The following is a 13,134-nucleotide window of genomic DNA, read 5'->3' as shown; positions in this document are numbered from 1 at the left end:
GACATTTCTGTTCTTCCGTCCGTCGATTGACATTTCCACTTCCCACTTGTTATAAATGTACCCGCTCTACCAGGAATGAATCAGGTCTATTCAATTTTTTTGTCAATGCGACATGCGTAAATAAGAGATATTCAGTGCATCTGGTCACGCAAAGCGATCATCTCAAACTCCGGACATCCATTTCTGCCGCCAGCTGTGCCAGCTTGTTCGTTGTCTTCCAATTGCGCATCGTAACCGGCACGCTCAGCTTCTGCAGCTGATTGGTCAGCTTCGAATCTCTGGCGCTTTTCTTAAGCAGCAAATAAATATTGCTGCCTATACAACGGATCGTTTCTTCCTCGTTCGCAGCTGCAACGAGCTTGTCCACTTCTTCCTGCGAAGGGGCATCCGGCAGCATTCCTACATAAAAGCTGACGAAAGCCGAAACTTCATCCGCTTCCTGTATCATCGCTTCCGAGAAAGGACAGCTCCGAATGATGTCCTCCATTTCCTCCCCTGTTCGAAATATGACCGAAATGGAGTAACCGAAGGCCTCGCGGATTCCATTCTCAAATAATTCCTTCAGCTCGGTCTTAGATTTGGGCGATTCAAACAATACATTACCACTCTGTATATACGTCTGGACACGGGACAGACCGAGACCCTCGAGCAGCGTTTTTAAATCGGCCATTTTGATTTTATGGTGTCCGCCGACGTTAATACCCCTCAGCAGTGCAATATAGATGGTCACTTGAAGCACTTCCTTTCGTGCAAGGCTGCAAAACTAGTTCGTATCGATGCTATTTTCCAGACTTCAATTTGGTTTAACCATATTATAAATTTTATCCGCTCGATGTACACGCTTTTCGGGATCTGCTAATGTGATGTCCGACCGAGCCAATTCACTGATTATGGTGATAAACGTATCTAGCAGCCAAAAGGTTAGCTATGAGGGGAAAATTAGTCTGACGATAAATTTGAAGTTGATGCTCAAGCCTTCTTACTAACCAAGCTCAACCTGTACTTACATAAAAAAAGCCCCAGCGAACGATTTCTCACTGGGGTGTAAGAGCATGATGCTTGGGTCTAAAACGATTAACCTCGAAACGAATCCTCCACCCGTTCCATAATTAGACCAGCCGTGCGCTCCCCGTTCGCAATGCAATCCGGGATGCCGACGCCGTAGTACGAACATCCGGCCAGCAGCACGTTAGGGTAATGCCTTGCCATTGCTTCCTCCAGCGACTTAACCACATGGCGGTGCTTCAAGTGATAGTTCGGCATATTATCCTGCCATTTGGTGACCTCGCATGTAACCGGGCTCGCATCAATCTCTAAGCTCCGCTTGATATCGTCTAACGCGACCTGCTTCAACTCGTCCTCGGACATGCGGATCAGTTCGTCGTAATGGAGACTGGAGCTCTTGTAGAACAGCCGCATCATCAGGCGCTTTTGGCTTGAGGTATGCTCCCATTTCCGGCTCGTCCACGTGCAGGCATCGCATTTCAGATCCGTATCCTTAGCCGTAATAAAACCCGTCCCGTCATAAGGAAGCTCATTATCTTCAATATCAAATCCGAGATAAACGCTAATCAGCGACTTGGTAAGCAGCTGATCAAATTCTTCAGCCAGCTTCGGCTCCGGCAGCAGTTCTTTTGCCGACGAGCCCAGCGTGGCAAGTACAACGTAATCCGCCTCCAGACTCTGACCGTCCGCCAGCGAAACGGTATAGCCGCTCCCTTTCTTCTCCAGCTTCGATGCCTGAACGCCTTTAAGGATTTGCGCATCGGAAAGATGCGTTTCCAGTGCATCTATGATTTCGGAAGCTCCATTCTTAAAGGAAAGGAACTTCTTGCCGGAGCCTAAGTATTTGTGGCGATTTTCAGCCAGTCCTCCCATGATGCTTCCATAGGTATTTTTGTATTCCAGCAAATACGGGAAGGTTGAAGCGATCGTCAAGTCATGCAGCTCCCCGGAGTACACACCTGATATCACGGGAGCAATCTGGTTACGAACAAGCTCCTTGCCAAGAAACGCCTCCAAAAACTGTCCGAGCGAATCGTCCTTGCTGAAGGTCTCGTTCGGCATATAATAGTCCTTAAGAGCCTCTACCTTTCCCTCGGCGGACACGAGCTCGCTCTCGGCCAAGGACTTCAGGCTAAGCGGTATACCGAACACACTTTCATCCGGGATCTTCTTCAATCCCTTATTCGTATAAATAAACGACGTTCCCGTGGCATTGTATACCACTCGATCCGTCAAGCCGAGCTCTTCGAGGAGCGGAGCTACGTTGGTTTTGCGGGCTACGATGGAATCCGCGCCGGTCTCCATAATAAATTCACCGTCATGGACCGTACGGATTTTGCCCCCCAGCGTATCGCCGGCCTCGACCAGCACCAGCTTCATGTCACGGCCGGCATGCTGCAGCTTTTTCTTCAAATAATATAATGTGGACAGACCGGTAATACCTCCGCCTATAACTACGGTAGTTGTCACTGAAATACACCTCGAAATATGTAAAGTTGAAATCGTTACCCCTGTCTCGCTTTGCTTCCACTTTCCCATTGTATCCAATTCACTAGTATATCATAGGAAATACCGGACGGACCTCGCGTATTCCCTCAATTGTGTGAACAGTTTGCCGGTCCCCATGCCCCTTATATCCCAGAAAAATACAAAAACTCCGCGAGGTCTCTCGCAGAGCTTTGTAAAGCGGGAAGCGGTTTTCCATCTCACGCAATATTAAAATTGCTACTCAAGGTGTTCCTTGGGAACGATTCAGGCGTGGCCTTCCTCATTCCCTACTCTGTTGTCCATGGGTATCAACATCCTTTCGGTTAGCTGACAATACGTCATGTTATCCGTCTGGTGATGATCAATTCCACTCCCCACTTAGGATATATATACCCGCGCGATCTATAATGAAACATTCACAGCGAATTCATAGTATGCCCGTTTAGGTATTTATGGTTTAACGGCGGAGGCCTCAAGCCGCTCATTAAACAGGGACTCCATTCGGCTGCAGGTATCCGCAGGTGTCTCCATTCCCGCCCACAGAAGATTCAGCTCATCAAATAGCAATTCGATTTCGGACTGCGTCAAATTGAGCGTATGCAGCGGATAGGCATGTGGCAGCACATCCAGGTAGCAGTTGTAATGCTCGGGATGAATGGCCGGGTCAAGCAGTGCATCGTCCTCCGCAGCAGACCGAAGGACCGGAATCGTGCATCCGTATTGCTTGATCAGCCGCTGCCCCTCATCGCCTGTCATATAATCGACCAGCTTCTCGGCTACCTGCCGATGGCTGCTGCGCGCATTGATCGCAAGCCCCCCGCCGAGCAGAAGCGTAGCCGGTTGCTTGCCTCGCGGAAGCTCCATCACGTCCCAAGCGATGGAATGATCGCGGAACTCGTTCATGAAGTAATACGTCGACATGATCATGGCCACCCGTTCCTTCATGAAGAGTCCCTCCGCCAAATGACTGCTGCCATGCGCGTAGATCGGCGAAACATGCTCCTTATACATCAGGGACAGGCAATACTCCAATGCTTGAATGTTATTCTCATTCGCCATCGTGCTGCGGCTGCGGTCGCTCTTCATGATTTGTCCATTATTCTGGAGCAGGAAGACGGGCCAGCGGTTGGACGAGGCGGAGAAGCAGAAGCCGTAATGCTCCACCATCCCGTCCTCATCCGGTGCCTTCGTGCACAGCTTCGCCACGCGGAGCAGGTCGTCCCAGCTCTCGAGCGGCTGGTATTCCTTGATCCCGTATTTCTCGAAAATCGACCGGTTAAAGCAGATGACGACAGGCGAGAAGATGAATGGCGCCGCCAGCATCTGCTCCCCTTGCTGGAACAGCGGGAAAACTTCCGGATAGCTGACTCCTTCCTCAAGCAGATGAGGGGGAATATAGCCGGTCAGAAGGTCGGTACGGCGGCTCTCTACCCATTCTCTGGAGTGCATTTCGGACATGACGAATACGTCCGGTCCCTGCTCCTCATCCATCGAATGAATAAGCGTGCGGGTATAGTTCTCCTCCGAATACAGCATCAGCTCCACCTTAACGAACGGGTATTTCTTCTCGAAGGATGCAATGATTCGTTTCACGATTTCAATCTCATAGGAAGTGGAGAACCAGGCCAGCTTAATAACGACCGGCGTTCGGTCCTCGTCCGGAAGCTTGACGCGATTGCCCTTGCCGGCAATCTTCTCGATTAGCCCCTCATGGACAAGCTCATCAAGCGCCTTACGGATGGAGACCCTGCTCATTTCGTATTTCTGGCTCAATGTGTTCTCCGGTAAAATAAACTCTCCCGGCGCAAGTGTCCCGCTTACGATCTCATTCCTGAGATCCTGCAAGAAACGCTCATAGCGTTCATGAAATTCATTTCTTCTACGTAACAATATATACCGCTCCTATACATGTCTATGAATATCAGTATAACATGCATGACATAAGGATTCCAATCATTGTCATTTCCGACTTGCAGCTCCTTAAATCAGCAAATGAGCGTCAAGAAAACGGTATGCTCTTTCACGTAGATCCGGCGGGAAATCATGTCCTTCCGTCCCCAGCCAGCATTCGAAATCAGCCTCGCGGCCCAAACCGCGGTATAGCTTCATGAGCTCGGCAAGCCCGAGCGTGTTGTCCAGCCAATGCGGGAAAATGGCATCTCTCATGCCGCACCACATAAACATCGGCACAGGAGCAGCCAGTGCTGCGATCTCGTGCCATTCAAACGGCGGGTCCCCTTGCTTCATCACCTCGGTGAGGCCGGCAAAATGCGAGAACCAATCCCGCTGCCCCCATCGGTTCGGTTCCGGATCTCCTTGAAACATGGAGAAGCCGCAGCTGGAGGCAACCGCCCGGATCCGCGAATCCATGCCTGCCAGAAACCAGCCGTTATATCCGCCGAGGGAATGGCCAATAACACCGATCCGGTCGGGACGAACAAGCTTCATGGATGCGAGCACATCCACGCCCCGGATATGATCGGCCAGCATTTTGCCGACAACCGACCACGATGGAAACCGTTTATAGAACGGAGCCGTTTGAAAAGGTCCTTCGCCCTCGTAGATTCTCTCGCCGAATGTTATGGAATCGGGAGCTAGCACGATATAGCCTCGAGACGCAAGCTCCAATCCGTACCTGCGATTGTCCCTTCCCGACGCAAGGGCAACATCCGACTTCCCGACTTCGGTCGTCGGATGCAGCGCCAGCACAGCCGGCCGCGGGGCGGAAGCGGTCACGCTGCTGGGTAGCAGAAGGTACGCATGCACCAGATCCCGGTCCTTGGTTTCATACCGGATATACTGACAATAATGATCCTCTTCTTCCTTCTCGCTTAGTACCGTATATGCGCTCTCACCTAACACTTCGCTATCATACATATTCTCAAGCGGCGCATCGCCGAGCGTGCGCATCCAGACGGACTGAATTTGCTTCCGCTTAGCCTCCCAATCCGATTTTGTCGCCCCGCCGTCCAGCAGTGGAGCGACCTTGCTTACATCATGAAGCCCTTTATTTGATAATCGCTGAATCTCATTCATGGCAGCTTACACCTCCTCCTTCCAATGGAATCGCCACAGCTCGGCTCCGGCGCCGTAATAAATATCGTTTCCGATACGGGCAAGCCCACAGGTTGCCGGCTCGGGCAAAGCCGCAATGCGAACAGGCTCGTCGGACCCGGCAGTAATCATGAATAGGGTGCGGCTAAGCAGTCCTATAACAATCGGCATGCCGTTGCGGGAAGACTCCATCATGCCGTTTCGGACGACGGACCCCCACGGGGATAGATCATACAGGCTTACAACCTTACCTTGCTTAACATCGAAACGGAACAAGATACTGTCCGAGGTGATCCCGTACACATCTCCTCCCTGACCGGAGCACAATCCCGAAATTTCTCGGGCGCCGGCTATCGGCACCCAGGTTCCGGTAACGGAACGGGACGCCCAGTCCCAGGCATACAGGACCGCTTCCTTGGCCGAGGTCTGCCCCCCGCCCGGTGTCTCGATGCTGGTCCCCCCGATGACGCCCCCTCGAGGGAGTACCGTTAGCGACACCGTGCTCTGCTCGGGGATCACTTGCTCATGCCCCAGCATCGTGACGCTTTCTTCCTCCACGTTCACGATGCCCAGACCCCCGCCGACCGCTCCATAACCAGGAAACCCGCCGTACAAGACGTGAATGCCATCGTTCAAGGAAACCGCGCAGCGCGGACGATGAACTCGGTTGTCAGCATAGATCAGCCTGGGATTTCTCAAGCTTGGCGAAACCATATCGGTTCCTGGTGAAGCTGGCTGTCTAACCCCCTCCCAATCGCGGGACGTGTCTATTACATGGATCAGCCCGCCGGCATAAGCGGCTCCGATGATTTTGGAGCCTTGGGAAGCGTAAGCGGCAATATTGCCTCCGCCCCCCTTTTGAATCATGTCCGGGCCAAAGTTCATGATTCGGCGGCGGCCCGGTTCAAATCGATAGAAATGCAGCGGATGATTGGAGGTGCCGTACAGATTGCCATCCGGCCCGGCGAAGATCGGCGACAGCTCCGCGGCATTGCCTTGATGATGCAGCGGGATCTCCGATCGCGTGCCATCCGCGTGCTGAATGGAGATTCGCATCTCAGACAGCTCCCAGGACAGCAGGCTCCGGCCATTGCTCAGGTCCTGATGCACCTTTCGGTAACCTTCCCCGCGATACAGCGAAGGAGATACCGAAGCTTCAGGAATTGGACGTTCTTGGCCGTCCTCGATGATGTACCAATTCTCTGCGGCGGCAGCCGACGGATGTGAAGAATTCGGAATCCGGGCATACACCCTTCCGTCTTGCCCCCGGTGTACCTGTGCACTGCCCGGGGCCGCGTTCCCGTTCACCGTAATCGTCTTCACTTCGCCGCTGTCCGCATGAACGGCGGCAACCGCTGGAGAGGATGTGCCCTGTCCCGCATAGATCCATCCATCGCTTCCGGCAGCCAGCGTCATCGCATATGTCCGGTCGGAATCAAGCCGGGCAATGACTCGGCATTCTTGCATTGCAGCATCCATGCCCAGCAAATAGCTGCCCGGATACGTCGTGGCGTAGACCGTCCCGCGCTCATCTTCCGCGAATGCAAAACCCGCGTGTTCCTCACCTGACGGCGCTTCAAACCGGGCTATGTATTCAGATTTGAAGGGGTCAAGCACATACAAGCACATTCCGGCTCCCGTACAAAACAAGCCGCTCCTCGTGCTCATTGCCGCAAAAGGATACTCCCGGCACAAATCCGGAAACGGCAGCTGGCGGCAGCTGCCGTTATCCGGATCCACGATGAGCAAATAACCTCTTGCGGCAATGACGACGCGCTCTTCCCCGTTTTCGTTTCGGCATACCGCCGCCGACCGTGTCTCGTCGGCACGGACCGGATAGCCGAGGGACTCAAAGGGCTTCGTATCCGAATGCTCACTACTCTTCAACATGGCTGACCCGCCCCTTACTCTGCGTGCTGTATGCGCTCGCGACCTTTAAGACGGCCATCCCGATGTCGCGGATATCCTCATCCGAATAAAACTCGCTGATCGGAATTTGCACCGCTGTCTCCAGAATGCTCTCCGCAACGGGGCACAGGCCCTGTTCATAGGAAGTTTCCGTTAGATCAAACGGGAAGCTGCTCCCCAGATAAGCTTGCCGATTCTGAAAGAGCGGCTGCATATAGCACACCTGCGGAATATAGCCTGCCCGGTTCGGAATGCCTTCCGCTTCCAGCGCCATGCAAAATTGCTCTCTCGTGCAAGACAGCTCGTTCAGCTCCAGTCGAAACATATAAAACCAATACGTGCATTCGTCATCCGGCCGAACCTCGGGAATACGTATTCCCGGCGCGGTGGCCAGCATTTGATTCAAGCGGTCTCCAATCACCTTCCGCCTTTCGCAAATCCACGGAAGCTTGCGGACTTGGGCGATCCCGACAGCCCCTTGAAGCTCGGTCATCCGGTAATTCGGTGCAATGTACTTCGTTCCCCGGTCAAGCTGAGTGCCGAGTCGGCGATAGTTCTTGTCCGCAAAGGCATGCGTGGTCTCATAATCCGCTTCATTCCCTGAATTTACAACCACAATGCCTCCATCGCCGGTTGAAATATGCTTGAAGTCATTGGTGCTGAAACAGCCGTAATCGCCGATGGTTCCCGTTAGCCGTCCTTTATATTTTGTCAAATAGGCTTGGGCGCAGTCTTCAATCACCTTCAGACCGTATCGCTCGGCAATCTCGATGATCGGGTCCATATCGCACGGATTGCCCGCTAGATGAACGACAAGGATCGCCTTCGTCCTCGGCGTGATCCGCGACTCCACCGATTTCGGATCCAGATTGTAGGTGTGCGGCTCCAAATCGGCAAACACCGGGATCGCGTTCTGATACAGGATGCCGATCAAGCTGCCTTGATCCGTGATCGGGCTTGTGATCACTTCATCGCCTACCGAGATGCCGGCCGCTCCAAGCGCAACATGCAGTCCCGCCGTTCCGGATGAAGTCGCAACGCTGTACTTGACTCCATACAATTGATTGAAATCCGCCAGAAACTGTTTGACCTTTTGGCCGAAATGATAAAATAACGTATTTTGCTCAAGAGCCTCAAGCAGCTGCTCTGCTTCCTCCGCACCGAACCGCTTGCCCGAGGCAAACGGCGTGGATTTGGTTTTCGGCCCCCCGTCCAGCGCCAGTGGTTCCATGCTGTCCATCCCTCCTTTTACCGCGTCCGCTCGGCAGCGCCCTTGATCATTCCGCTCCATTCCGGGCAAGGGAGCCCATAGCGATCGCGCTTCGAATCTTCTTCTACATCCGAATATGAATGTCGGTAATATCGGATGACCGCTCCTTCCGGCAGATTGCCGGCCTCCAAGGCTCCGCTTGCATCCACGGAAAATCTCGCGTTCCGTCTGGCTTGCTCCCAGCTTGTTATTTCGGCACAGGTCCAGAACGTGTATCCCAGGCTCTTCGCTTGACCGACAACAGCCCGAAAGGCTTCCCGCACACCCTCGATGCGATGAATATGCTGCTGGTGAAACAGAAAGTGCGCAACGCCGCGCACGCCCTTGACAGCTTGAAGGAACGGCTCAATAACCGACATGTCCGGAAGCATTGGATGCTCCAGGTCCTGCGTCAAAAATCCGATTTGCAGCACATCATACAGCCGGTTGCGTTCATCCGCCCATGCGATCGGATAGTACGGCTGCACCGTGCCGAACGGAAAGCCGACATTTCCTTTTTTGCTGGGACCCCGGGTTTGATCGGCCTGAATCCCCTCGGCCTCGCACCAACGGAACAATTCCCCCCAGCCCTCAAAGCGGGTGTAATGGTTCTTATTCGATACGATATCCGCTCCGCTTGCCTGTCGCAAATGCTGAAGCTGACGGGAGAATTCCTCCTGGGACCATATGCCGCCCTCCGCTTCAAGGGCATTGAAGTGAAATGCAAGCTCATGCCCAGCAACGGCGATCATGTCGTACATTTCCCTGGAATATCCGGGTTCGATCATACACCAAGTGGAACGGACGCCGCATTCCCTCAAAAGCTCCAGCGTTGTTGTTGCAGCCTCTTCGGAATTGAAGTCGCTGTCATGGGAGATCATCGCAACCTGCTCGATCCCGCGCGGCCAATAATCTAGAAACGGCAGGGTGAGCCCGAGACCCGCTGCTTCCCTCATCAGCTCGTGAACGATCACCTCGCGCCATAGGTCTCCATAAGGAATCGGAAAGTAAGGAATATTCGAATCGGTCTTGACCCGATCCTCCTTCCAGTCGACTTCCATGCCGTCATCCGCCTTCAAGATTCCCTCGTCTATGCCCCCGGTTCCATCCTCGGCAGGAATGCCGTCTTGATACACAGGCCCTCTTCCTTGCTGAAGATAAACGATCGTGCTCGGGATATCCACATTCCAGCGAATGAGCTTGCCGATACCGACCCGAAAGGCCAAACAGGCTGCGCCCAGCTCGCTCCCGGCTTTCCCCAAGCGGAGTTTTCCTTGAGCTTCTGCAAGAGGCGATGCAGTCTGCGCATGCCCGGCTAACGGCTTCCAAGGCTGGCTGCATAGTGCCCGCAGGAGCTTTCCTTGAAGGACCGCTTCCATCCCTTCGACCTCCGCATACACCGCTTCGCGGCAGCTGACTTCGACGCACCCCATCCTCGAAGCCAAACGGTTCAAGCCCCCGTAGGCGATCACGACGGCTCCCTCTTCCGCCCACTTCAGCAGACGGTCCAAATCCTCTTCTTGCTCGCCAGCAAGCACGTTCACGATAATATCAGGGCGGTATGCGCTCAATTGCTCCGCTTGATCGAATAACCGATACGGTATGCCGGCATGTGACAGAATTTCTTCGATATAGAGCTGAAATATATTTTGACCATGCTTCCAATGATATTCTGCTGCATTACGATTACACCACAACCCGATTTTTACTGCCTGCATGCTCAATGCTGCCTACTCCCTTCTCAGCCGCCCTGGCGATTGAATACGTCTGCTCTCGCCAGCCTTCTTCGCGTGAGGACAGACGTATTCTGCAGGGACAAACTCTTAACGTTTCTCCTGGGCTTTATTTAAAAAGCGCCTTCGGGTCTTTCTCCGTAATGCCTGCATTATACTCGGCGATGATATCGGCTCCGCCTTTGCTCAGATATTCCTGAACAAGCTGATCCCATTCGGATACCGGACGCGTGCCCGCAATCATCTTCACCTGCTCATCCATGACGTATTTTTTAAGCTCTGCGCCTTTGGCATTGTCCGTAGCGGATTCCAGGCCGGTGATCGGGTTCGCATACAGCTTGATTTCCTTATACATCGCTTCGATGGACTCAACCAGATCGGACAATTGCTTCGTCTGATAGGTGATCGAGTAGTCGTTGTCGAAATCCTGCGGCGCCCATGCCGTATTGTCCACAAAATAAGTGGATGGCGCGAGTCCGTCGGATGCGAAGTTTTCCTTGTTTACCGGCACGCCGTCTTTCATCTCGTAGCCGACGCCGATTTTTCCGGACCACCAGTCGAAGTCTGCATTGCTCTCGTTCCGGCTGTCCTCCGGGTAGAAGGTGCGGCCGAAATCAATCATCGTAAGAATCCGCTTCAGCTTCTCCGGCTCGGACACCAGCTTGGCGCTTAGCAGAGTAATGCCGTTAAATCCTGCACCCGAGGTAAGTCCTTGATTACCGTATGCATCTTTGAACGGTCCAAGGCTTACAAACTGTGCGTCCGGATGGATGGCCAGCAGTCCGTCCATATACTCCTGGGACATGCCGCGCGGCGTTCCGATGAAGATGCCCGCCTTGCCGGAATAGAACTCTTTATTCGTATCCGCCCAGTTCAGAATGGCGTAATCTTTGGTCATCGCACCCGCTTTATACAGCTCGGACAGCATCGTGATAAATTCCTTCCGGCCGTTGCCGATCATTCCCGGAATATAATTGCCCGCTTCATCCTGATGATACCAGGCGTCCGGGTCCCAATACGGTCCTTGGTTGAAGTTCGGGTTAATATCCTGACCGATGGCCAAACCGTACGTATCCTTCTTGCCGTTGCCGTCCGGATCGTTATTCGTGAATGCGATCGCGACCTCCTTCAATTGCTCGTAGTTGGTTGGAACCTCAAGGCCCAGCTTATCGAGCCAATCCTTGCGGATGACCGTAACGACCTGGTATTTCGGGGCATATTGCGGGATCGCGTAGATTTTCCCGTCGACCCTCACCGCATCCCATATAAAATCCGGAACCAGCTTCAGCGTCGGATATTCCTGGATATACGGTTCGATGTCAAGAAATGCGCCCTGCTTGGCAAATTTGTTGTAGCGGTTCTTCACATCCGCCGTCATCAATCCGATCATATCCGGTATTTTGCCTGAGGCGAAGGTGGCGTTGATCTTCTCGTCAAACGCGGTATTCGGCACAAACGTCGGCTCATACTTGACATTGAATCTTTCGTTGATCATCGTCAGCCCCGGGCTGGATGACGGCGGCGGATCCCCATAGCGGTAATCGATTGCCGTAACGGTATAGATCTGTTTCGCTTCGCCCTCGGTTGGTGCCTTTCCTCCTTCCTGCGGCTGTTCTGCACTCTTCGGGCCCGGACTGCTCTGACCGCAGGCGGCCAGGCTGACCGAGAGAAGTGCAGCCATCATCATGGTAATCATGCGCTTTTTCGACATTTACGTTCCCCCATTTTGGTTATGATTTTGGAGCTTGCGCCCCAGTTATGATGATCTCAGCGACAGCCCAGCTTCTTGCAGCAGCCCTGAGTTCTCACCCTTTAACAGCACCAAGCATGACACCCTTGGCAAAATGCTTCTGCAAGAATGGATACACGATGAGAATAGGCAGCGTAGCCATTAGAATCGCCGCCATCTGGATCGTCTCCGGAGGCGGAGGCTGGGCGGCAAACATGTTATCTCCTCCAAGCGTGCCGGTTGTCTCTCCCACCACCACGATCTGCCGAAGCACGACCTGGATGGTCCACTTCGAGGAATCATTGATGTACAGAATCGGAGCAAAGTAGTTGTTCCAATGGGTCACCGCGTAGAACAAGCTGAAGGCGGCCAGCGCCGGCTTGGACAGCGGAAGGATGATTTTATAGAAAATCTGCAGATCATTGGCACCGTCTACAATCCCGGCCTCAATCATTTCGCCCGGTATGTTAAGGAAAAATTGCCGGATGACGATCAGATTGAACGGAGCGATCGCGACAGGCAGAATTAAGGACCAGATCGAATCCAGCAGTCCCGTTGCCTGCACAACCAAATAAGTAGGGATCATCCCCGCCGAGAACAAGAGCGAGAACACCACCATAAACATGACGCTCCGCTGGCCGATGATCGGTCTTGACAAGGCGTAGGCCATCGTGCTGGTAAAGAACAAATTGACCAGCGTGCCAAGCACGGTTACAAGCGAGGTGGTCCATAGCGCCTGACGAAACGTGCGGGAGCTCCAGATGTACTCATACGCATCGGTCGTCCAGTTCGACGGCCATAACAGCAGCCGGCTTCCTAGGAAATCCTCATAGGACGAGAAGGAAACCGAGAATAAATATAAAAACGGAAACAGCATCAGCGCTGAAATCAGCAGCAGCAAACCGATATTCACCGAGTTGAACAAGCGTTCGGCGATGGATTTTTGATTCAAGGGTGTTTCTCCTTTC

The 13,134-nt window shown here is 53.3% G+C and carries 9 protein-coding genes; all 9 read right to left on the bottom strand.

Going from position 1 to position 13,134, the window contains the following annotated elements:
* Positions 1–157: 157 nt before the first annotated feature.
* A complete protein-coding gene (locus tag MKX76_RS05290) occupies positions 158–730 on the bottom strand; it encodes a DUF1697 domain-containing protein (protein ID WP_341033155.1) in 573 nt (190 codons plus the stop codon).
* 344 nt (positions 731–1,074) lie between these two features.
* On the bottom strand, positions 1,075–2,475 hold the full coding sequence (locus MKX76_RS05285) for a protoporphyrinogen oxidase (RefSeq protein WP_341033154.1): 1,401 nt from the start codon (positions 2,473–2,475) through the stop codon (positions 1,075–1,077).
* 468 nt (positions 2,476–2,943) lie between these two features.
* On the bottom strand, positions 2,944–4,383 hold the full coding sequence (locus MKX76_RS05280; RefSeq protein WP_028407157.1) for an extracellular solute-binding protein: 1,440 nt from the start codon (positions 4,381–4,383) through the stop codon (positions 2,944–2,946).
* Between the two features lie 90 nt (positions 4,384–4,473).
* Positions 4,474–5,529, bottom strand: a complete 1,056-nt coding sequence (locus MKX76_RS05275) for an alpha/beta hydrolase family protein (RefSeq protein WP_007128381.1) — start codon at positions 5,527–5,529, stop codon at positions 4,474–4,476.
* Positions 5,530–5,535: 6 nt separating this feature from the next.
* On the bottom strand, positions 5,536–7,437 hold the full coding sequence (locus tag MKX76_RS05270) for a hypothetical protein (RefSeq protein WP_007128382.1): 1,902 nt from the start codon (positions 7,435–7,437) through the stop codon (positions 5,536–5,538).
* Positions 7,424–8,686: a DegT/DnrJ/EryC1/StrS family aminotransferase gene (locus MKX76_RS05265; RefSeq protein WP_007128383.1), complete on the bottom strand. Its 1,263-nt coding sequence runs from the start codon at positions 8,684–8,686 to the stop codon at positions 7,424–7,426. The genes MKX76_RS05270 and MKX76_RS05265 overlap by 14 nt, the downstream gene beginning before the upstream one ends.
* A 17-nt stretch (positions 8,687–8,703) precedes the next feature.
* Positions 8,704–10,422: a hypothetical protein gene (locus MKX76_RS05260; protein ID WP_251537645.1), complete on the bottom strand. Its 1,719-nt coding sequence runs from the start codon at positions 10,420–10,422 to the stop codon at positions 8,704–8,706.
* Positions 10,423–10,546: 124 nt separating this feature from the next.
* A complete protein-coding gene (locus MKX76_RS05255; RefSeq protein WP_341033152.1) occupies positions 10,547–12,148 on the bottom strand; it encodes an extracellular solute-binding protein in 1,602 nt (533 codons plus the stop codon).
* Positions 12,149–12,242: 94 nt separating this feature from the next.
* Positions 12,243–13,118, bottom strand: coding sequence for a carbohydrate ABC transporter permease (locus MKX76_RS05250; RefSeq protein ID WP_007128386.1), 876 nt, complete (start codon positions 13,116–13,118; stop codon positions 12,243–12,245).
* Between the last annotated feature and the right edge of the window lie 16 nt (positions 13,119–13,134).

Origin of the sequence: Paenibacillus sp. FSL R5-0810 (assembly GCF_038002285.1) — a bacterium.
Classification (GTDB): domain Bacteria; phylum Bacillota; class Bacilli; order Paenibacillales; family Paenibacillaceae; genus Paenibacillus_AQ; species Paenibacillus_AQ lactis.
Note: the sequence above shows the minus strand (reverse complement) of the source record. Positions and strands in the feature narration are given on the sequence as shown.

Excerpts from the sequence above, each read along its gene's own strand:
- MKX76_RS05275 (WP_007128381.1), bottom strand. The coding sequence starts at position 5,529 with ATGAATGAGATTCAGCGATTATCAAATAAAGGGCTTCATGATGTAAGC.
- MKX76_RS05270 (WP_007128382.1), bottom strand. The coding sequence starts at position 7,437 with ATGTTGAAGAGTAGTGAGCATTCGGATACGAAGCCCTTTGAGTCCCTC.
- MKX76_RS05265 (WP_007128383.1), bottom strand. The coding sequence starts at position 8,686 with ATGGAACCACTGGCGCTGGACGGGGGGCCGAAAACCAAATCCACGCCG.
- MKX76_RS05260 (WP_251537645.1), bottom strand. The coding sequence starts at position 10,422 with ATGCAGGCAGTAAAAATCGGGTTGTGGTGTAATCGTAATGCAGCAGAA.
- MKX76_RS05255 (WP_341033152.1), bottom strand. The coding sequence starts at position 12,148 with ATGTCGAAAAAGCGCATGATTACCATGATGATGGCTGCACTTCTCTCG.